The following is a 20,020-nucleotide window of genomic DNA, read 5'->3' on the forward strand; positions in this document are numbered from 1 at the left end:
ATTCAACCCGCGCGCCCGTCGCGCTACCGGCTTGGGACGCCGCGCGGCGTCTGCAAAACGTCGATGAAGGCGGACAGGTCGGCCTCGCCGAGCCCCATCGCCGCGCCGAGCCGCAGCAATTGCTGGACCGTCGACGACACCGGCATCGGCGTCCCGGTCTCGTACGCGGTCGCCGCCACCGTGTCGATGTCCTTCTGAAAGGTCCGGAACGCGCCGATCGGCGCGAGCCCGGTTTGGGTCATGCGCGGCACGAAGGTCTGCAGCAGCACCGAATCGGCCCAGCCGCCGGCCAGACCTTCGGTCAGCCGCGATGCGTCGAGGCCGCTGCGTTGCGCGAGGCTCACCGCTTCGGCGATCGCCGCCAGCGTCGCGGTGACGATGGTCTGATTGCACAGCTTGGCGGTCTGGCCCGCGCCGACGTCGCCCATGTGCGTGACACGCGACGCGTAAGCGCCAAGCAGCGGCTTGACGGCCTCGACATCCGCCGCGGCGCCGCCCGCCATGACTGCCAGCGTGCCGGCGGTGGCGCCGGCCACGCCGCCTGAAACTGGCGCGTCGATCCAGCCGATGCTGCCGGGGGTCGCACTGTCGACCGCGTTCGGGTTCGCGCCGGCGTGCTTGTTCACGCCAGCGCCTGTGCGTGGGTCCGCAGCTGCGTTCCTTACTGCACCTGCGACGTCGCCCACGCCTGCGTCCTCGCCCATCCCCGCGCCCCCGTCCACACTCCCAACCGTGCGAACCACCGTCCGCGCCGCCACCCGCTGCGCGAATGCGCGCGTCGCGGCCGGCGGGATGCTGGAGTGATCGACGATCCAGCGCAACCGGCCCGACACGGCCGCATCGGCACCAAGAAGGCCGGAAGCGCCGAACACGGTTTCCTCTACCGCCGCTGCATCCGCGACGCACAGCAGCACGGCCTCACACCGCGCGGCGAGTTCGCGCGGCGTGTCGACCACTCGAGCGCCGTCCGCCACCAGCGCTTCCGCCTTCGCTCGCGTGCGGTTCCAGACATGCACGGTATGTCCCGCGCGCAGCAGATGCCGGGTCATCGGCGCGCCCATCAAACCGGGACCGCAAAAACCAATTTCCACTTCGAACCTCGTCGGATATCAGATTGAGTTGCGCGGACATGATAACGGCGGCGCCTCGCCACGGCATACCGGGCACGGCATGTGCGACATGACTCCGTCACACGAGGCCGTTCGCGGCGCTCTCGTTGCCTATACTTTTTGAACACCAACGAAGATCAAAGGAGGAAGTCCATGTCCGAACACGTCTACAAACAGATCGAACTGACCGGCTCGTCGACCAAATCGAGTGACGACGCCGTCAGCACGGCAATCGCGAAAGCGTCGAAGACGCTGCGCAATCTGCACTGGTTCGAAGTGACGGAAACACGGGGCCAGATCGAGAACGACAAGGTGGCTTACTGGCAGGTGACGATCAAGGTCGGCTTGCGCATCGACTGATGCGGCCGACAGCCGGGCCGTCAGCGCGAGCGCGCTAAACGTCCAAGGCAAAAAAAAAGCTGCGTCCGCGCTGGACGCAGCTCCTCAAAGCAGCGGTTGCTGAGACCGCCGCCTGGTCGATCTGTTGGCGGCGTTACTTCGGCAGCGTGCCGTCCACGCCTTCCACATACCAGTTCAGGCGTTGCAATTCCGGGTCGGTCAGCGTCTTGCCGGCCGGGACCTTTACCGCGCCGGACTGATCCTTGATCGGACCCGTAAACACGTCCCACTTGCCACCCGCCAGTTCGTCGCGCTTCGCCGAAACCTGCTTTTGCGCGTCAGCCGAGATCGCGGACGTGTTCAGATCCTCGAGATTGACGGCCTTCTGCGGAATGCCCCACCACACCGGATCGTTTTTCCACTTGCCGTCCAGCACCTGCTGGATCGCCGCGTTGTAATACACGCCCCAGTGCGCGACCACCGAACCGAGGTGCGCGTCGGGACCGAACTTCTTCATGTCCGAATCCCAGCCGAACGCGTGCACGTGCTTGGCCGATGCCGTGGCGAGCGTGGCGCTCGAATCGGTGTTTTGCAGCAGCACGTCGGCGCCCTGGCCGATCAGCGTTTCAGCCGCCTGCTTTTCCTTGCCCGGATCGAACCAGCTGTTGATCCAGATGACCTTGGTGTGCACCTTCGGATTCACCGAGCGCGCGCCGAGCGTGTACGCGTTGATGTTGCGGATCACTTCGGGAATCGGCACCGACGCCACGAAGCCGAGCGTGTTGGTCTTCGTCACATAGCCCGCGGCAACGCCGGCGAGATACGCGCCCTGGTACATGCGCACGTCGTAGGTGCCGAAGTTCGGCGCCTTCTTGTAGCCCGTCGCGTGCAGGAACACGGTGTCCGGGAAATCCTTCGCGACCTTCAGTTCGAAGTCCTGATAGCCGAAGCTCGAACCGATGATGATCTTGTTGCCCTTGTTCGCCAGATCGCGGAACACGCGCTCGGAGTCAGCCGATTCCGGCACGTTTTCGATGCGCGTGATCTTGATCTTGTTGCCGAATTTCGCTTCCGCTTCCTTCGAGCCCTGATCGTGCGCGAAGGTCCAGCCCGCATCGCCCGGATTGCCCAGATAGACGAACGCGACGCCCGGCGCATCGGCGGCCTGCGCGCTTTGCGCGAGCGGTGCAGTCACCGCGGCACCAAGCGCCAGCGAGGCCGCGCCCCAGGCGCAAGCGGTCAGCAGATTTCTTCTCTTCATGTTTTCTCCTGTCGTGTTTATCGAATGATTTGAAAAGCGGAGTCGATGGTCGGTCAGCCCGCCGAGAAAAACGGTTTGCCCAGCGATGCCGGCGCATTCAGACGGATCGTGTTCGGATTGCGCGAGATCAGCACCAGCACGACGACCGTCGCGACGTACGGCAGCATCGCGAGGAATTGCGTCGGCACCGGCACGCCGATCGCCTGCGCGTAGAACTGCAGGCCGGTCACGGCGCCGAACAGCAGCGCGCCGATCAGCAGACGCCCCGGGCGCCACGTCGCGAACACCACCAGCGCGAGCGCGATCCAGCCGCGGCCCGACGTGAGCTGTTCCTGCCACAGGTGCAGATTGACGATCGAATAGTAGCCGCCCGCGAGCCCGGCCATGCCGCCGCCGAACGCCACCGCGCCGTAACGCACACCGATCACCGGAAAGCCGACCGAGTGCGCGACCTGCGGCGATTCGCCGACCGAGCGCAGCACCAGACCCGCGCGCGTGCGGTACAGGAACCAGCCGATCACCGCGAACATCAGGAAAGCGAGGTAATCGAGCGGCGTGAGGCTGAAGAACGCGGGGCCGAGCACCGGAATCTTCGAGAGGCCGGGAATCGTCCACGTGTCGATGGTCGCGCGCACCGCCGCCGACGTGTACGGCTTGCCGACATAAGCCGACAGACCGATGCCGAAGATCGTCAGCGAGAGACCGGTGGCGACCTGATTGGCGAGCATGGTGAGCGTGAGAAACGCAAACAGCAGCGACATGGCGAGACCGGCGCCGATCGCGGCGAGCACGCCGAGCCACGGGCTGCCGGTTATCGCGGTGACCGCGTAGCCGGTCACCGCGCCCATCAGCATCATGCCTTCGACGCCGAGGTTGAGAACGCCCGATTTTTCGGTGACGAGTTCGCCGGCGCCCGCGAACATCAGCGGAATCGCGGCGGTGACGGCGCTCGACGTAAGCGAGCTGGCTTGTTGAATGTCCATTTGGATCCGGCGCAAAAATCAGTGAACGATAAGCAGTGAGCGAGTCAGTGAGCCTGGGCGGCCAGCGTACGTCGGCGCACGCGGTAGTTCACGAACAGGTCGGCGCCGAGCAGGCAGAACAGCAACAGCCCCTGGAACACGCCGGAAAGCGCCTGCGGCAATTGCATCGAGGTTTGCACGGCTTCGCCGCCGAGATACAGCAGCGCCATCAGCAGGCTCGCGAGCACGATGCCGAGCGGATGCAACCGCCCCACGAACACGACGATGATTGCCGTGAAGCCGTAACCCGGCGACCACGTAGCCTGCAACTGGCCGATCGGGCCGGAGATCTCGCCCATGCCGGCGAGACCCGCGAGGCCGCCGCTGATCAGAAGCGAGGTCCAGATGGTTTTCTTGTCGGAGAAGCCGGCGTAGCGCGCGGCGAGCGGCGCGAGACCGCCGACGTTCATACGGTAGCCCGCGAAGCTCTTGCGCATGAAAACCCACACGAGCGGAATCGCGATCAGCGTGACGAACACCGACGCGTTCAGACGCGTGCCGCGCAGCCATTTGATGTGCCAGTCGCCGGAGAAAGTCGGATAGAGCGCGTCGCCGCTGAACATCTCCGAGAGCGGAAAGTTCATGCCCTGCGGGTCACGCCACGGGCCGCTCACCAGGTAGATTAGCAACTGCGTGGCCACGTACGTGAGCATCAGGCTGACGAGAATCTCATTGGTGTTGAAGCGGCTTTTGAGCAGCGCCGGAATCGCCGCCCACGCCATGCCGCCGAGCACGCCGGCGATCATCATGGTCGGCAGAATCCACCAGCCGGTGGCTTGATCGAAATAGATCGCGACGCCGCTCGCGGCGATGCCGCCAAGCAGCATCTGCCCTTCGGCGCCGATGTTCCACACGTTGGCGCGATAGCCGATGGCAAGGCCGAGCCCGATCAGGCACAACGGCGACGCCTTCAGCAGCAGCTCGGACCAGCCGTTCACGCTGGACAGCGGCTCGATGAAAAACGCGTGCATGGCTTGCAACGGATCGCGGCCGACGAGGCTGAAAATCAGAAAGCCGATCGCGAGCGTGAGCAACGCGGCGATCAGCGGCACGGCGAGCTGCATGGTGCGCGAGGGTGTCGTGCGTGCTTCGAGTCGATACGGAAGAATCATGGGTAGCGTGTGATTTATTGGGTTCTCGTTCTGATGCCGGGCGACGTCAGGCGTATTCGCGAAACAAACGCCCGCTCAGGCATGCGCCGGCTGTTCCGCCGAAGGCGCCGAGCCCTCGCGGTCGCCGAACAGGCCCGCCATCCAGCGGCCGATTTCCTCGGCGTTGGTCGCCCCCGTGCCGCGCACCGGCGAGAGTCTGCCGCCTGCGAGCACCGCGATACGATCGCAGATGTCGAACAACTCTTCTAACTCCTCCGAGATCACCAGAATCGCCACGCCGCGCGCCGACAGATCGAGCAACTGCTGGCGAATGAACGCCGCCGCGCCGACGTCGACACCCCACGTGGGCTGCGCGACCACCAGCACCTTGGGCGCCTGCAGAATCTCGCGGCCCATGATGTACTTCTGCAGATTGCCGCCCGACAGACTTTGCGCGAGCGCTTCGGAGCCGCCGCAGCGCACGTCGAAGGCGTCGATGCAGCGCTTCGCGAATGCGCGCATCGCACCGGCCTTGATCCAGCCCGAATTCACCATCTGCTGACGATGCGCGGTGAGCAGCGCGTTTTCCGACAGCGTCATGGCCGGCACTGCGCCGCGCCCGAGACGCTCTTCCGGCACGAAGCCGAAGCCGAGCGCGCGCCGCCCGCCCGCGCCGAGGCGCCCGGCCGCCTTGCCGCAAATCGTGACCGCATCGGCGCGCACGCCGCGCTTTTCGCCCGACAACGCCGACAGCAGTTCCGCCTGGCCATTGCCCGAGACGCCCGCGATGCCGAAGATTTCGCCCGCATGCACGCCGAACGACACGTCGTGCAACGAGGTGCCGAACGGGTCGTCGCTTTCCACCGAGAGTCGCTTCACATCGAGCAGCACGGCGCCCGGATTGTGTTCGCGCCGCGTGTAATCCGGCAGCGAGTGACCGACCATCAACTGCGCGAGCGACGCATGTGTTTCGCCCTTCGGCTTCACGTGACCCGTCACGCGGCCGCCGCGCATCACCGTCGCGGTGTCGCACAACTCCTGGATTTCGTCGAGCTTGTGACTGATGTAAAGGATGCTGCAGCCTTCGGCGGCGAGCCGGCGCAGCGTCTCGAAGAGCTTGCGGACCGCTTGCGGTGTCAGCACCGAGGTCGGCTCGTCCATGATCAGCAAACGCGGGTTCTGCAGCAGACAGCGCACGATCTCGACGCGCTGCCGCTCGCCCACGGTCAGGCTGTGCACGTGACGCTGCGGATCGATATCGAGGCCGTAATCGGCGGAGACTTCGCGGATGCGCCTCGACAGCGTCTTCAGATCGAAAGGTTCGTCGAGCGCGAGCGCGATGTTTTCGCCGACAGTGAGTGTCTCGAACAGCGAAAAGTGCTGGAACACCATGCCGATGCCCAGTTTGCGCGCCGCCGCCGGGTTGGCGATCTCGACCGTCTGGCCTTCCCAGCGAATCTCGCCGGCGTCGGGCCGCACCGCGCCGTAGATGATTTTCATCAGCGTGCTTTTGCCGGCGCCGTTCTCGCCGAGCACGGCATGGATTTCGCCCGGCGCGACGATCAACGTGACGTCGTCGTTGGCTCGCACGGCCGGGTATTGTTTGGTGATGCTCTGGAGCATCAACCGGGGCGCCGCCTGTTCCGGCCTGTCTGCCGGCTGCGCGGCGGCGCCGTCGCTATAAGAAGAGTCGCTCATGTGATTCCGTAGTACGTCAGTGACTGCCGGTTACAGCGCGTCCGCCCACCTTGCCGGCAAGCGATCCGTCACCACAACCGGATGACAATACCTAATTCGACCCGCTCAGTCGAGCCGTCAAAATTCCCGCAAACCCGCGCCGTAGCGCGCTCTGCGGGTATCCCACTCTTGACTTGGCCTTGCGTTCATATTAAAAGTCATATACCCCCATGCCCGCTCGATCAGCCAGAACATATATTTCGGAGAAGTCATGAGTCAGCAACGCGAGGCGATCGATACGTACCTGTTACGCGTCTTGCACACCCTGTTGATGGAACGCAGCGTCACGCGCGCGGCCGTCAAACTGAACCAATCGCAACCCGCCATCAGCGCGGCGCTGCGCCGTTTGCGCGACATCACCGGCGACCCGCTGCTGGTCCGCGGCAAATCCGGCATGGTGCCGACGGAATACGGCCTGCGCCTGCTCGAACCGGTGCAGAACGCGCTGCGCGAGATCGAACGCATCAAGTTCCAGCAGCACAATTTCGATCCGGCCACGTCCATCCGTTGCTACCGGATCGGCTGCCCGGACTATCTGAACGTGCTGTTCGTGCCGACGGTGGTCGAACGCTTTCGTCAGGCCGCGCCGAACGCGACGCTCGAGTTTCACTCGCTCGGCCCGGCCTTCGACTATGAACTCGCGCTCGAAGACGGCAAGCTCGACATCGTGGTCGGCAACTGGCCGGAGCCACCGGAGCAACTGCATCTGTCGAACCTGTTCGTCGATCAAATCGTCTGCCTGATGAGCAACGCGCATCCGTTCGCCAAGCGCGGCGGTCTCACGCTCGACCAGTATCTGAATGCGCCGCATCTCGCGCCTACTCCCTATTCGGTGGGCCAGCGCGGCGCGATCGACGTGCATCTCGCGCGCGAGCGGCTCAAGCGCCATGTGGTCGTGACGTTGCCTTACTTCAATCTGGCGCCGTACGTGCTGATCAAGTCCGATCTGATCTTCACGACGACGCGTCTCTTTGCCGATTACTACGCCAAGTTCCTGCCGCTCACGGTCGTGCCGGCGCCGCTCGATTTCCCGCCGATGCAGTACTACCAGCTGTGGCACGAGCGCGTCCATTACTCCGATGAAGTGCGCTGGTTGCGCAGCCTGGTCGCCGAAGCGACCAAGACGTTGATCGACAAGCCTTGAGGTTCCGCTTTGCTCTGCGGGTTATCGGCGCTCGCCGATAACCCGCTCCTCCTTTTACGCCGCCGCTTCGTAAAGCGTCTTCGCCAACCGGTTGTGTTGCTCGATGACCGGTCCGAGTTCCAACGTCGTCAACTGCCCTTCTTTCACGACCACCTTGCCGCCGATCACGCTATAGCTCACCTGTGACGGCGCGCAGAACACGAGTGCCGCGACCGGATCATGCAACGCGCCGGCAAAAAGCGGCTGGCGCAGATCGAACGACACGAAATCCGCCGCCATGCCGGGCGCCAATGCGCCGATGTCGTCGCGATTGAGCACCTTCGCGCCGCCGAGCGTCGCGATCTCCAATGCCTCGCGCGCGGTCATGGCATCGGGCCCGAAACCCACTCGCTGCAGCAACAAAGCCTGGCGCACTTCGGCGACCATGTGCGCGCCGTCATTCGACGCCGAACCGTCGACGCCCAAGCCCACCGGCACACCCGCTAAACGCATGCGCTTCACCGGCGCGATGCCCGACGCGAGCCGCATGTTCGAACACGGGCAATGCGCGACGCCGGTGCCGGTGCGCGCGAACAGCTCGATGCCCGCGTCGTCGAGTTGCACGCAGTGCGCATGCCATACGTCGTGACCGACCCAGCCAAGGTCTTCCGCGTATTCCGCCGGCGTCATGCCGAACTTCTCGCGGCTATATGCGATGTCGTTGACGTTCTCCGCCAGATGCGTGTGCATCGAAACACCATACCGCCGCGCCATCACCGCCGACTCCCGCATCAGATCGCGGCTCACCGAGAACGGTGAGCATGGCGCGACCACCACGCGCAACATCGCGTAACGCCCCTCGTCGTGGTACGTCTCGATCAGCCGCTGCGTGTCCTTCAGAATGTCCGCTTCACGCTCGACCACCGAATCCGGCGGCAAGCCACCGTCTTTCTGCCCCACGCTCATGCTGCCGCGCGCCGCGTGAAAACGCATGCCGATCCGGCGCGCCGCGGCGATGCTGTCGTCGAGGCGGCTGCCGTTCGGATAGATATACAGATGGTCGCTCGACGTCGTGCAGCCGGAAAGCAACAGCTCGGCCATTGCCGTCAGCGTCGAGACTTCGATCATCTCCGGCGTGAGGTTTGCCCACACCTTGTAGAGGTTCGTGAGCCAGCCGAACAATTCGGCGTTCTGCGCGGCGGGAATCGCGCGCGTCAGGCTCTGGTACATGTGGTGGTGCGTGTTCACCAAGCCCGGGATCACCAGATGCCCGCGCATGTCCAGCACTTCGTCGGCGGTTTGCGGTAAATCCGCCGTCGGTCCGACCGCGACGATGCGGTTGTCCTCGATATACAGGCCACCGTCGCGCAGTTCGCGCCGGGCGCCGTCCATCGTGACCAGCACATCCGCGTGCTTCACCAGCATCGTTTTTTTGGGCTTGTTCGTTTGATTAGCCGCTTGTTCCATCGTCATTCGTTTCTCCGCTTCATTGCTTCCGTGCAAAGCCGTTCGAACGCGATGTGACGGCGCTGCCGTGCCGCCGCGTCCCGTCGAACGCCGTTGGCCCGGTTACCCAGCGTGCTTCCGCCGTCTTCGGGGTGTGCGCCGCGGCTGAATCGTCGTCGATTCGCGTTTGCTGCAACGCACAGGCGTAACCTTCGACGGCCAAAATAATGCTGGCAACTCGCGCCAATGCGATACCCAACTTCAGGCCATCGATATAGTGGGTCTTTTTTGGCGCCGGTACGATCCGCGGGAAGGCAATTGCGCTGTAATAGTCGAGGGAATCGAGTCTTTGCGGCTTTCAGCAGGCTGTCCGTCATGCGCCAGCTATTATCTTTCCTATCTCGCGCGCGCTGAACGGAACATCCTTTTTACAATGGCTGTCACGGCGCTCGCTTCAATTCGCCGACGGGTATGTAGCCACTGACGTGGAGCCTCGATCCGCCGCAAACGTATCTGGATCGGGCTGCCGCCGAAACCTCGCATTCACATAAGGAAAATTGCGAATGGGAAAGCTCACTACCCATGTGCTCGACACCGCGAACGGCCGTCCCGGCGCGGGCATCAAGGTCGAACTCTTCGCGCTCTCAGGCGACACGCGCCGCGCGCTCAAAACCACCACCACCAATGACGACGGTCGTTGCGACCAGCCGCTGCTCGAAGGCGATGCGCTAGTCGCGGGCGAATACGAACTCGTGTTCGGCGCCGGCGACTACTTCGCGTCGATCGGTACGAAGGTGCCGGAGCCGCGCTTCGTCGATCGCGTTGTGTTGCGCTTCGGCGTGGCCGATGCCGGTGCGCACTATCACGTACCGCTGCTCGTGTCGCCTTGGTCGTATAGCACGTATCGCGGCAGCTAAGAAGACATCTGCCGCGAAGTGCTGGAAAGCGGTTGGAGAAAGCGAGGCCGGGTTCGCGCAGCATGACGGTCGCGCTCGATTGCATTGCGCAGATGCTCAGGGAGACCCAGGCGAGCACCCGCGGAACGCAATCGAACGCACGCGACTCGCCCCGCTTCGAACCCAACCCGACCAACGGAACGAGCCGATAAAAAACGGCGCTGTGCGAACTGAGCGCATCGCGTCTTCACCCCGCAGTCTGCGCAGCGACGTGCCGCCCTGCCAACGACCCGTCAGCCGGGTTTCAGAAGGCACATAACGTCGCTGCGTGTACAACGAATCAGAAGTGGAGGAGTTTCATGGAAGGCTTTATCACAGACTGGTTGAATCTGGCGATTCGCTGGTTTCACGTCATCGCCGCGATTGCATGGATCGGCGAATCGTTTTATTTCGTCGCGCTCGACAACAGCCTCAAACCGCCAACGGACCCGAACCAGCGCCGGCGCGGCGTGTTCGGCGAACTGTGGCACGTGCACGGCGGCGGCTTCTACAACATGCAGAAGTACACCGTCGCGCCGCCGGAAATGCCGGACGATCTGCACTGGTCGAAGTGGCCGTCGTACACCACCTGGCTGTCGGGCTTCGGTCTCTTTACCGTGCTGTATCTGTTTTCGCCGAGCACTTACCTGATCGACAAGAACGTGCTGGATATGGGACCGGTGGTCGCCGTCGCCTCGGCGCTCGGCTTCCTCGCAGCCGGCTGGATCGTGTACGACTCGCTGTGCCGCATTCTCGGCAACAAGGACAAGGTGCTCGGCATCTGCGTCGGCGTGTATGTGCTGATCGCGGCGTGGCTCGCATGCCATATCTTCGCGGGCCGCGCGGCTTACCTGATCATGGGCGCGATGCTGGCAACGATCATGTCGGCCAACGTGTTCTTCGTGATCATTCCGGGCCAGCGCAAGATGGTCGACGCGATGCTCAAGGGCGAGACGCCGAACCCGATCTACGGCAAGCGCGGCAAGCAGCGCTCGGTGCACAACACGTATTTCACGCTGCCGGTGGTGTTCGCGATGCTGTCGAACCACTACGCGATGACCTATACGCATCCGTACAACTGGGCCGTGTTGCTGGTCATCATGCTGGCCGGCGCGCTGATCCGTCAGTTCTTCGTGATGCGTCACCGTGGCCAGGTGTTGTGGTATCTGCCGCTGGTCGGCATCGCGCTGATGTTCGGCGCCCTCTTCTGGACGATGCCGAAGCCCGTCGTGCCGCAAGCACAAGCTGCGAACGCGCCGGTGGTCCGTGTGGCCGATATCGCGCCGGTGCTGCAACAGCGCTGCGTGGCGTGCCACTCCGCGCATCCGACGATGATGGGTAGCGCCCCGGCCGGCGTGCTGTTGGATACGCCGGATGAGATCTCGCAGAACGCACAGCGGATCTATCAGCAAGCCGTGACGTTGAAGGCCATGCCGCTCGGTAACGTGACGCACATGACGGACGACGAGCGGATGAAGATCGCAGCGTGGTTCCAAGGTGGCGCAGTGAAGTAATCATCGGGCCGGGCGTGTTGCCCGGCCTTGCCATGGATAGATCAAGAAAGCGGGCTTTTCGCGCGAGCGGGAAGCCCTTTTTTGTCTGGCGGTCGTGAGGTCGATGAGGCAAACAGATTCATATCGTTTGTCGCCCAAGGGCTGCAAACGAATCCGTAGTCGTTGCCTTGTGAGATTCCATAGAACTGGCCTCTGCCAAATTGGCGCCTTGAGAAGCTACAAATCAGTAACCCTCGTGCGCATGGAATCGCTTGCCAGTGACGATATAAGCGTCTTCGAGGGTCTGGCCAAGGCAATGGGCCACGACCCAAAGTCCGCCGCGCGCGGACTAAACGCTCAACGACCGCAGTACATCCACCAAAACAAAAGCCCACAGCACTCATCATGCTGTGGGCTTCTTCACGTCGACCTGAACGCTACGTCAAAGCAAAATACTCAAACAACGACCGCGCTCAACGCATCTTCAGTGAGCCACAACGACTCCGTGAGGTCCTGCTCATTAAGATTAAGTCCATCGCCGCCACGATCGACGACGATAAAGTCGCTCACGTCGCCCAACGCGATCAGCGGATGGTGCCAGACGCCCTTCGCGTAGTTCACGCCCTGCCAGCCGCTCGTCACGAACGCGCGAATCTTCGACGCGTCCAGTTCGCCCGCCGGCGCCACGACCACCAGATACGGCTTGTCGTTCAGCGGCACGAACGCCTGGCTGCCAAGCGGATGCCGCTCGAGCATCTTCACTTCGAACGGCAGCATGCGTGGCTGTCCGCGAAACAGGTTGACGAGCGTGCGGCCGTTCTCGTCGGTGACGTCCACTTTCGCGAGATCGTGAAAGCGGATCGTCGTGCCGAGGTTGATCGGAATCTGCTTCGCGCCTTCGAGTTCGATCACGTCGCCGAACGCGACGAACGCTTCTTTCGTCAACGGTTCGATCGCAAGCGTTTTCATGATGCGAGCGTGCCCCACAAACGCAGACGCGACACGCCGCCGTCCGGAATGATGTTAAACCGCACGTGCGTCACTGGACCCAGCGCCGCGATTTCGCTTTCGAAATAGTGCTGGTTGTCCATCTTCAGCTTCTGTTCGCCAAGCAGCACCGGCCAGAACATGGCCTGCGTGATCAGCGAGCTGTCCGTGCCGCCCGTCACGTACGCGGCCTGAATCGAGCAGCGGTCCGGAAAGTTGCCCTTGAAGTGCGCCGTATCGACTTCGATCTTTTTGATCACGCCCGGCTGCGCCAGTGCGACGATCGCCCAGTCGTTGCCCGGTTCGCGACGGCGGCGTGTTTCCCAGCCGTCGCCCATGTTCACGCCACGGCCCGGCATCAGGATCGTCGACGCAGCGCCGAAGTGCTGGTTGTTCGCCGCGACCAGGTATGCGCCGTTTTCCATCGCAGCCAGATCGAATTGCTCCGTGCGGCTAGCGCCGGCCCAATCGACTTGCGGTTGACCATACACACGCAGACGCGCGATACCGCCGTCCGGGTAAATGTTCACGCGCAGATGCGTGTACGCGTTCGCGTCGCTGACTTCATGGTAGTGGTGGCTGTTGCCTTGCAACGTGGTCGACGGCACGATTTCGGTCCATTGCGTCGACTGGTTCGGTGCGCCGTCCACCACGCGCGCGGCTTCCACCGACGCCGCCGGCGGGAAGTTGCCCGTAAAGTGGCTGGTGTCGAGGTCGAGTCCCTTGATCACGCCCGGACGCGCCAGTTTCACGACGCACCAGTCATAGCCGTTGGCGCGCTTGCGGCGCGTTTCCCAGCCGTCCATCCACTTGCCGTTGTCGTCGTACTTGCCCGGAATGAAGACGGCCGGCTCCGGATTCAGCATGCGTTCCTTCGGTGCGAAGAAATCGTCGCTGGCCTCGAGCGCCTGCGCGCCCAGACGCGGGTCCGCCAGATTCACATAGCGGCGCGTGAATTCCGGTGCGTTGGGGTCGAGAATCGGGAGTGCCATCTTTGTCTTCCTTAGTGTTAGTCAGTGCTGAAAAAACGTTTCGTTTCGAGTCCAGCGACGCGCAGTCTGTAAAACCTTACGCGTCGATCAGGTCGTCGAGCCGGAAACGTGCGATGCGGTAGATTTGATCCAGGCTCGCGCGCAGTTCGTCGGCGCGGCTATTGTTCACGCGCGCCTCGAAGTTCGCGATGATGCCGTGACGGTCATACCCGCGCACGGCGAGAATGAACGGGAAGCCGAATTTCTCGCGATACGCGGCGTTCAGCGCGAGCAGTCTGTCGAACTCTTCCTGCGTGCATTGCGCGAGGCCGGCGCCGCTCTGCTCACGCGTGGATTCGGCGGTCAGTTCGCCGCGCACCGCGGCCTTGCCGGCGAGCTCCGGGTGAGCGTTGATCAACGCCAGTTGCTTCTCTTCGCCTGAAGTCTCGACGATATTCGACATCTTGCGATGCATATCGTCGATGCTGGCGAAAGGCCGTTGCTGCGCGGCGATTTCCGCGACCCACGACGAGTGCTCGAAAATGCCCGACAGCGCTGCGACGAACGCGTCGATCGAGGTGCTGTTGAGTTGGTCCAGAGTGTATTGCATCGCCTTCATGCCGCAGCCCCGCGGTTGTTTTGTTGATAAGGATGATGTTCGCGCCAGTGGCGCGCAATATCGACGCGCCGCGTGACCCACACGCGATCGTGCTGTTCAATATGGTCGAGGAAACGTTGCAGCGCGCGGAAACGCCCGGGGCGTCCGAGCAGACGGCAGTGCATGCCGATAGAGAGCATCTTGGGCGCTTCGTCGCCTTCTTCGTAAAGCACGTCGAACGCGTCGCGCAGGTAGGTGAAGAAGTGGTCCGCGGTGTTGAAGCCTTGCGGGCTCGCAAAGCGCATGTCGTTGGTGTCGAGCGTGTACGGCACGATCAGTTGCGGCACTTTCGCGCCGCCTGTCACGTCCACGTCCATCCAGAACGGCAGATCGTCGCCGTAGTAATCCGAGTCGTACAGGAAACCGCCGTATTCAGCGACCAGACGCCGCGTGTTGGGACTGTCGCGGCCGGTGTACCAGCCAAGCGGACGCTCGCCCGTCACCCGCTCGATGGCTTCCATGCCGAGGCGCATGTGCTCCGCCTCTTTCTCCGGCGCCATGTCCTGATAGTGTATCCAGCGATAACCGTGGCAAGCAATCTCATGCCCGAGTTCGACGAAGGCGCGCGCGAGTTCCGGATGCCGTTCGACCGCCATGCCGACGCCGAACACCGTGAGTGGCAGCTTGCGCTTCTCGAATTCGCGCAAAATGCGCCAGACGCCCGCGCGCGAACCGTATTCGTAGATCGACTCCATGCTCATGTGACGCGCCGGAAAAGACGCGGCGCCGACGATTTCCGACAGAAACTGCTCCGAGCCGGGATCGCCATGCAACACGCAGTTTTCACCGCCCTCTTCGTAGTTCAGAACGAATTGCACCGCGACACGCGCTCGACCCGGCCAGTTTGCCTGCACCGGGTGGCGGCCGTAGCCGATCAGATCGCGTGGGTAGTTCGGGTCGAGTGGCATGGTTTGACGAATGCGTGGTGATGGTACGTAAAATTCGCGTGTAACTCATATGACATGCACATGAGGTTGTGCTTGAGTTTACGTGCGGCATGCGAAATGACTCATGCGAGCGCTAGCGAAACCGCGCCGGAAAAAGCACGGACAGCATCAGAAAAAGCCTTTCAGGCAGCCCGCGCCGAGTTGGACCAGTGTAGCGAAAACACCCGGGTGCGCCCATACACCCGGGCAGATAGTGCGTGTCAGACTGAATGTATGTGCGGCCCCGATTCTGTAGTGTTTACCCGCAATAAATCGGCCGTTCCCGCGTTCTCCGGCGCATTTGCGGCGGAATTGACGGTAGCGCCGCGCGCGGCGCGCGGATTCGGATCGGCGTCGGTCGGACTGAAGGACGCTAGCGCGCCGTCGTAGCGCTTGGCCAGCGGCCGCGCGTAATCGCCGCGTTTGGCCGTCGAAAGACGCAGCGCGACCAGCGCCTCGGTCCACTTCACAGCCGCCGTCACGCCCTCGATCACCGGCGCCCCGAGCGCGTCTTCGATTTCCGCGCACAACTCGGCCATGCCCGCGCAGCCGAGCACGATCGCGTCCGAACCGTCTTCCGCGAGCGCACGCCGGCATTCGTCGAGGATGATACGGCGCGCCGCCGAGCCAGGCTTGTCGAGGTCGAGCACGGCGACGTCGGTGGCGCGCACGTTGCGGCAAAAGCGCTTCATGCCGTAGCGCTCGGCGAGGTGCCACGCCATGCCGCACGTGCGCGCCAACGTGGTCACCACCGAGAAGCCCGGCGCCAGCACGCTGGCCGCGTGCATCGCCGCCTCGGCAATCCCGATCACCGGGCCACGCGCCAGTTCGCGCGCCGCGTAAAGGCCTGGGTCGCCGAAGCAGGCGATCACGTAGCCGTCGCAGCCTTCTCCCTCACCGGCGGCGACTTCGGCGAGCAAGCCTGGCGTGGCGAGCGCTTCGTCGTAATAGCCCTCGATCGACGGCGGTCCCATGGTCGGATTCACCGCGATGACCTCGGTGCCCGGCGCGGCGACTTCGCGCGCGCAGCGGCCCATTGCTTCCGTCATGCGCTGGGTCGTATTCGGATTGATCAGTTTGATACGCATATCGACTCCTGTTGCGTCCGCAAAATTCAGCGTGCAAGAACACGATAGAACAACGCAGCGAGGCCTGCGCCGATAAACCACGAGAAATTCGCCATGCCGTCGAGCGCGGGCACCATCACGCAGCCCACCGCGATCACGGCAGCCGGCAGCAACGCGGCGACCGCCCGGTAGTTGACGCCGTTGCGATACCAGTAAGCACCCGTCGGCGAAACGGTGTACAGATCGTCGAGAACGATCTTCTGACGCTTCACGAGGAAGTAGTCGACGATCAGGACACCGTACAACGGTCCAATGAAACTGCCGAGCACGTCGAGCGTGTAGTGGATCACGGCCGGGTTGTTGAACAGATTCCACGGCGTGATGAAAATCGACGCCACCGCCGCGAGCATGCCGCCCATGCGCCAGCTAATGAGGCGCGGCGCAACGTTGGAAAAGTCGAAAGCCGGCGAAACGAAATTCGCGACGATGTTGATGCCGATAGTCGCGATCGTGAAAGTCAGCGCGCCGAGAATCACCGCGGTCGGATAGTCGATACGGCCAACGGTTTCGACCGGGTCGGTGATCAGTTCGCCGAACACCGGGAGCGTGGCCGCGGTCGTGATCACCGTCACCAGCGAGAAGGCCAGAAAGTTGACGGGCAGGCCCCAGAAGTTGCCGCGCTGCACGCTGCGGAAGCTCTTGCCGTAGCGCGAAAAGTCGCCGAAATTCAGCATCGGTCCGGAGAAATACGACACCACCAGCGAGATCGCCGTGATCATCACCGGCACGACCTGCATGCCGTGATATTTGACGCCGCCCAGGTTGATGCCGATGTTGCGCCAACCTGCGCGATACACCATGTAGCCCGCGAGAATGAACATCACCAAATAGACGGCGGGGCCGGCGAAGTCGATGAACTTCTTGATGGTCTCCATGCCGTGCCAGAACACCAGCGCCTGCAACACCCACAGCAGCATGAAGCCGGTCCAGCCGAGCGTCGAAAGCCCGAGGAAGCCGTGGTGATGAACGTCGGCGTAAGGCAGCAATTGTGGGACGAACTTCAACACGACAATCACGAGCGCGCTCGACGCCAGATAAGTCTGGATGCCGTACCACGCGACCGCGATCAGGCCGCGAATCACCGCGGGAATATTCGCGCCGAGCACGCCGAAGGTCGCGCGGCACGCCACCGGATACGGCACGCCGTTCGCCTGGCTCGGCTTGGCGATCAGGTTGCACAACAGGTTGACGATCGTGATGCCGACCAGCAGCGCGATCAGCACCTGCCAGCTCGTCAGGCCGAGCGCAAACAGACTGCCCGCGAATACGTAGCCGCCGACGCTGTGCACGTCCGACATCCAGAATGCAAAGATGTTGTAGGCGCCCCAGGTTTGATGCCGTAACGGCGCGAGGTCTTCGTTGTAGAGGCGGTCGCTGTAGCCTGCGGGCATCGACGGTTCGCTGGATGCGTGGTCGTCTGCGTAAGTGGGAATTGCGGGATTGCCGGGCGCTGCACTGAACTGAGCCATGATTCCTCCTTGGAATAGGGACCGTCGATAGCGAATCGAAGGACGTTGCATCGGCCATGCCAGTCGCGCCCACCTCGTCCGTATGAATCGAGGGTCCTGGCGCGTCTGTCCGGCCGTGCCGCGGATGTCTCCGTACTTGAAGTACTTGTGGTTATCGCACCGCCGGCAGCCGCGAAGTCCGGCGATGCGTCATTACCCGAGGTCCGTCGCCCGGCGGCGGACAGGCGTGCACAAGCCGGCAGCGCTCGCGCCGAGCCGCCTTGCAACGCTTGATTCGTTCAGTTCAATTCAGTGCGGCGCGCACCGGCAACGGGCGCACGCCGGCCGCGTGCCTCAGCCTGGCGCGGACTTGGTCTTCGATGAATCTCTGGCTGCACCGTTGAGTGCGCCGAACACTTCATGCAGATCGGCCGCGCCGCGTGCGGGGCGGTCCAGCATCTTCAACTCGACGCTTTGCAAATGGCGCGACATCAATGCCGCCGCCTCTTTTGCATCGCCGGCGTCGAGCGCGGCGAGAATAGCTTCGTGGTCCTCGAACGAGCATGGGCTGCGTCCGAGCGACTCGTACAGCGCGGAAATCAGCGTGGAGCGCGCTACCAGGCCGTTCAGGCAGTCGCACAACACGGCGTTGCCCGTGAGGCCCGCCAACTCGGTGTGAAACTCGCCCGACAGACGAATCCACGCTGGAAAATCACGTGTTTCAAACGCTTTGCGTTCCCGGCCGATCATGCTGCCGATGCTCTTCAACCGCCGCATGCCGTGGCCGCTGCAGATCTTTTCGACCACCGCAAGCTCGATGATGCGACGCATCTCGAACACTTCGTGCACTTCCTGCAGCGACGGACTTGCCACGAACGCTCCGCGATTCGGTTCGAGATCGACAAGGTGGTCGGTGGCCAACTGCGCCAGCGCCTGCCGGATCGGGCCGCGCTTCACACCGAATACTTCGCACAACTGGGCTTCTGTCAACTTGGCGCCCGGCGCGAGCCGATGCTCGAGGATCGCCGCGCGGATGCGCTCGGCGATCGCTTCGGGTTTCGAACTATTCGCAGCGGCGGAGTCTGTGTCGGACATGATGTTCGTCTCGGTATGTTGGTCATCATAGGATGGACATAAAAATTGTCAACAATTTTTGCCTTGAATTTCGACAATCTTCGGGGTGAGCCCTAGCTGATATACCGCTCACATGGCCCGCGTGGCCTGTGCTGTGTCGGCATGAGTTTAATTAAGAGAGGCGGCGGCCGTCTATTGGAGGCTGGTTTTGTCAACAAAATCGGGAAGCCTTCAGGGTCTTTCTGCTGGCAAGTAGGCCGCAAACACCGACCGTTAGTTGCGTATCTGAGGGCAAAAAGAAAGCGGACAACCGCCCGCCTCCTTGCTCCGCCCGTTCAGGCGAGGTATGGATAGCCCGACAAGCTTAGTTTGAACCCACGTGCGTCCGCGACGAGATGCGCGTCAGCGCCCACCGGCAGCGTCAGCATGTTGCGGACATGCCCGAATTGCAGCCCGCTGACGACGGGAATACCGATCACCGACCTGACCTGCTCGATCATTGTGTGCAGGTCGTAGCCGTTGTCGTATTCATAGGGTTTGGCGCCGGAGAAATCGCCCAGCACGAGCGCCTGTTGCTGCGCAAGAATGCCGGACAGGTGCAACTGATAGATCATCCGCTCGACCCGGAACGCTTGCTCGTTCACGTCCTCGAGGAACAGGATGCCGCCCTGCACCGGCGGCATGTACGGCGTGCCGATCAGCGACGTCAGCACCGCCAGATTGCCGCCCCACAACATGCCGGAGACGTCGACCGGCTGCGCTTGCGGCGTGTTGTTCGAGATCGTCATGGTCGGCTTCGTCACCGCCGACCAGAAGTGTTGCATGGTGAATTCGCTCAGTTCTTCCGCGCCGAAGTCGCTCATCACCATCGGGCCGCCGAAAGTCTTCACGCCGGCGCGTGCCAGCAGCGCAAGCTGGATCGCGGTGAAATCGCTGTGTCCGACCAGCGCGATTGGCTGATCGGTCAGCCGCCGTTGCAACCCATCGTAGTCGAGTCCGTGCAGGATGCGCACTGCGCCGTAACCGCCGCGCACGGCCAGCACGATGTCCGGCAACTTACGCGACGGATCGGCGAGCCGGTTCAGATCGGCCGCGCGCTCGCCATCGGTGCCGGCGAAGCGCTGGTAGCGACGCTTCGTCGTTTCCACGCCCTCGACGCGATGCCCCTGCGTATGGAAGCGCTGCAACGCGCGATGCAGCACCTCCGGGTCATGCGGATACCCGGACGGCGCGATCAGTTGGATGGTGCGATGGACGGTCATTGGCAAGACCT

The 20,020-nt window shown here is 63.1% G+C and carries 18 protein-coding genes; 4 read left to right on the forward strand and 14 right to left on the reverse strand.

The window, feature by feature from the left end:
* Window positions 1-23 precede the first annotated feature (23 nt).
* A complete protein-coding gene (locus BPHYT_RS11485) occupies window positions 24-1,061 on the reverse strand; it encodes an NAD(P)-dependent oxidoreductase (RefSeq protein WP_407669190.1) in 1,038 nt (345 codons plus the stop codon).
* A gap of 201 nt (window positions 1,062-1,262) precedes the next feature.
* Here BPHYT_RS11485 and BPHYT_RS11490 point away from each other — a divergent pair, with 201 nt between their 5' ends.
* Window positions 1,263-1,469 (forward strand): dodecin, encoded by a 207-nt coding sequence (locus BPHYT_RS11490; RefSeq protein WP_012433313.1) that lies wholly within the window; start codon window positions 1,263-1,265, stop codon window positions 1,467-1,469.
* A gap of 133 nt (window positions 1,470-1,602) precedes the next feature.
* On the opposite strand, the gene BPHYT_RS11495 is transcribed toward BPHYT_RS11490, so the two are convergent.
* The 4 genes from BPHYT_RS11495 to BPHYT_RS11510 form a co-directional block, all read right to left on the reverse strand.
* Entirely contained in the window at window positions 1,603-2,709 is a 1,107-nt protein-coding gene (locus tag BPHYT_RS11495; RefSeq protein ID WP_012433314.1) for a BMP family ABC transporter substrate-binding protein, read from the reverse strand.
* A gap of 53 nt (window positions 2,710-2,762) precedes the next feature.
* Window positions 2,763-3,692 (reverse strand): ABC transporter permease, encoded by a 930-nt coding sequence (locus BPHYT_RS11500; protein ID WP_012433315.1) that lies wholly within the window; start codon window positions 3,690-3,692, stop codon window positions 2,763-2,765.
* Between the two features lie 44 nt (window positions 3,693-3,736).
* Window positions 3,737-4,843 carry an ABC transporter permease gene (locus BPHYT_RS11505; protein ID WP_012433316.1) on the reverse strand — a complete coding sequence of 369 codons (1,107 nt, stop codon included), beginning with the start codon at window positions 4,841-4,843 and terminating at the stop codon, window positions 3,737-3,739.
* A gap of 75 nt (window positions 4,844-4,918) precedes the next feature.
* The gene (locus BPHYT_RS11510) at window positions 4,919-6,520 is read right to left on the reverse strand and encodes an ABC transporter ATP-binding protein (RefSeq protein WP_012433317.1); all 1,602 of its coding nucleotides are present in this window, start codon (window positions 6,518-6,520) and stop codon (window positions 4,919-4,921) included.
* A 250-nt stretch (window positions 6,521-6,770) separates the two neighbouring features.
* On the opposite strand from BPHYT_RS11510, the gene BPHYT_RS11515 reads away from it, so the two are divergent.
* The gene (locus tag BPHYT_RS11515; RefSeq protein ID WP_012433318.1) at window positions 6,771-7,703 is read left to right on the forward strand and encodes a LysR substrate-binding domain-containing protein; all 933 of its coding nucleotides are present in this window, start codon (window positions 6,771-6,773) and stop codon (window positions 7,701-7,703) included.
* 54 nt (window positions 7,704-7,757) lie between these two features.
* On the opposite strand, the gene BPHYT_RS11520 is transcribed toward BPHYT_RS11515, so the two are convergent.
* On the reverse strand, window positions 7,758-9,155 hold the full coding sequence (locus BPHYT_RS11520; protein WP_012433319.1) for an 8-oxoguanine deaminase: 1,398 nt from the start codon (window positions 9,153-9,155) through the stop codon (window positions 7,758-7,760).
* Between the two features lie 536 nt (window positions 9,156-9,691).
* Between BPHYT_RS11520 and uraH the strand changes: the two genes are divergently transcribed.
* Together uraH and BPHYT_RS11535 are read left to right on the forward strand one after the other, a co-directional pair.
* Window positions 9,692-10,045, forward strand: a complete 354-nt coding sequence (gene uraH, locus BPHYT_RS11530) for a hydroxyisourate hydrolase (RefSeq protein WP_012433320.1) — start codon at window positions 9,692-9,694, stop codon at window positions 10,043-10,045.
* Between the two features lie 338 nt (window positions 10,046-10,383).
* Window positions 10,384-11,577, forward strand: a complete 1,194-nt coding sequence (locus BPHYT_RS11535) for a urate hydroxylase PuuD (RefSeq protein ID WP_012433321.1) — start codon at window positions 10,384-10,386, stop codon at window positions 11,575-11,577.
* A 435-nt stretch (window positions 11,578-12,012) separates the two neighbouring features.
* Here BPHYT_RS11535 and BPHYT_RS11540 read toward each other — a convergent pair whose 3' ends face one another.
* From BPHYT_RS11540 to ldcA, 8 genes are all read right to left on the reverse strand, one after another.
* Window positions 12,013-12,525: an ureidoglycolate lyase gene (locus BPHYT_RS11540; protein ID WP_012433322.1), complete on the reverse strand. Its 513-nt coding sequence runs from the start codon at window positions 12,523-12,525 to the stop codon at window positions 12,013-12,015.
* Window positions 12,522-13,535: an allantoicase gene (alc, locus tag BPHYT_RS11545; RefSeq protein WP_012433323.1), complete on the reverse strand. Its 1,014-nt coding sequence runs from the start codon at window positions 13,533-13,535 to the stop codon at window positions 12,522-12,524. Before alc ends, BPHYT_RS11540 begins: the two co-directional genes overlap by 4 nt.
* A gap of 76 nt (window positions 13,536-13,611) precedes the next feature.
* Window positions 13,612-14,133: a 2-oxo-4-hydroxy-4-carboxy-5-ureidoimidazoline decarboxylase gene (gene uraD / locus BPHYT_RS11550; protein WP_012433324.1), complete on the reverse strand. Its 522-nt coding sequence runs from the start codon at window positions 14,131-14,133 to the stop codon at window positions 13,612-13,614.
* On the reverse strand, window positions 14,130-15,080 hold the full coding sequence (gene puuE / locus BPHYT_RS11555; protein ID WP_012433325.1) for an allantoinase PuuE: 951 nt from the start codon (window positions 15,078-15,080) through the stop codon (window positions 14,130-14,132). The genes uraD and puuE overlap by 4 nt, the downstream gene beginning before the upstream one ends.
* A gap of 239 nt (window positions 15,081-15,319) precedes the next feature.
* Window positions 15,320-16,186, reverse strand: a complete 867-nt coding sequence (locus tag BPHYT_RS11560; protein WP_012433326.1) for an aspartate/glutamate racemase family protein — start codon at window positions 16,184-16,186, stop codon at window positions 15,320-15,322.
* A 26-nt stretch (window positions 16,187-16,212) separates the two neighbouring features.
* Entirely contained in the window at window positions 16,213-17,694 is a 1,482-nt protein-coding gene (locus BPHYT_RS11565; protein WP_012433327.1) for an NCS1 family nucleobase:cation symporter-1, read from the reverse strand.
* Between the two features lie 333 nt (window positions 17,695-18,027).
* Window positions 18,028-18,768: a GntR family transcriptional regulator gene (locus BPHYT_RS11570; RefSeq protein ID WP_012433328.1), complete on the reverse strand. Its 741-nt coding sequence runs from the start codon at window positions 18,766-18,768 to the stop codon at window positions 18,028-18,030.
* A 314-nt stretch (window positions 18,769-19,082) separates the two neighbouring features.
* A complete protein-coding gene (gene ldcA, locus BPHYT_RS11575) occupies window positions 19,083-20,009 on the reverse strand; it encodes a muramoyltetrapeptide carboxypeptidase (RefSeq protein ID WP_012433329.1) in 927 nt (308 codons plus the stop codon).
* Between the last annotated feature and the right edge of the window lie 11 nt (window positions 20,010-20,020).

It is taken from the genome of Paraburkholderia phytofirmans PsJN (genome assembly GCF_000020125.1).
In the GTDB taxonomy this organism is placed as follows: domain Bacteria; phylum Pseudomonadota; class Gammaproteobacteria; order Burkholderiales; family Burkholderiaceae; genus Paraburkholderia; species Paraburkholderia phytofirmans.

Coding starts and splice junctions, on each gene's coding strand:
- puuE (WP_012433325.1), bottom strand. CDS start 15,080: ATGCCACTCGACCCGAACTACCCACGCGATCTGATCGGCTACGGCCGC.
- BPHYT_RS11505 (WP_012433316.1), bottom strand. CDS start 4,843: ATGATTCTTCCGTATCGACTCGAAGCACGCACGACACCCTCGCGCACC.
- BPHYT_RS11560 (WP_012433326.1), bottom strand. CDS start 16,186: ATGCGTATCAAACTGATCAATCCGAATACGACCCAGCGCATGACGGAA.
- BPHYT_RS11510 (WP_012433317.1), bottom strand. CDS start 6,520: ATGAGCGACTCTTCTTATAGCGACGGCGCCGCCGCGCAGCCGGCAGAC.
- BPHYT_RS11535 (WP_012433321.1), top strand. CDS start 10,384: ATGGAAGGCTTTATCACAGACTGGTTGAATCTGGCGATTCGCTGGTTT.
- BPHYT_RS11540 (WP_012433322.1), bottom strand. CDS start 12,525: ATGAAAACGCTTGCGATCGAACCGTTGACGAAAGAAGCGTTCGTCGCG.
- BPHYT_RS11515 (WP_012433318.1), top strand. CDS start 6,771: ATGAGTCAGCAACGCGAGGCGATCGATACGTACCTGTTACGCGTCTTG.
- BPHYT_RS11565 (WP_012433327.1), bottom strand. CDS start 17,694: ATGGCTCAGTTCAGTGCAGCGCCCGGCAATCCCGCAATTCCCACTTAC.
- BPHYT_RS11500 (WP_012433315.1), bottom strand. CDS start 3,692: ATGGACATTCAACAAGCCAGCTCGCTTACGTCGAGCGCCGTCACCGCC.
- BPHYT_RS11520 (WP_012433319.1), bottom strand. CDS start 9,155: ATGACGATGGAACAAGCGGCTAATCAAACGAACAAGCCCAAAAAAACG.
- BPHYT_RS11570 (WP_012433328.1), bottom strand. CDS start 18,768: ATGTCCGACACAGACTCCGCCGCTGCGAATAGTTCGAAACCCGAAGCG.
- uraD (WP_012433324.1), bottom strand. CDS start 14,133: ATGAAGGCGATGCAATACACTCTGGACCAACTCAACAGCACCTCGATC.
- uraH (WP_012433320.1), top strand. CDS start 9,692: ATGGGAAAGCTCACTACCCATGTGCTCGACACCGCGAACGGCCGTCCC.
- ldcA (WP_012433329.1), bottom strand. CDS start 20,009: ATGACCGTCCATCGCACCATCCAACTGATCGCGCCGTCCGGGTATCCG.
- alc (WP_012433323.1), bottom strand. CDS start 13,535: ATGGCACTCCCGATTCTCGACCCCAACGCACCGGAATTCACGCGCCGC.
- BPHYT_RS11495 (WP_012433314.1), bottom strand. CDS start 2,709: ATGAAGAGAAGAAATCTGCTGACCGCTTGCGCCTGGGGCGCGGCCTCG.
- BPHYT_RS11490 (WP_012433313.1), top strand. CDS start 1,263: ATGTCCGAACACGTCTACAAACAGATCGAACTGACCGGCTCGTCGACC.
- BPHYT_RS11485 (WP_407669190.1), bottom strand. CDS start 1,061: ATGGGCGCGCCGATGACCCGGCATCTGCTGCGCGCGGGACATACCGTG.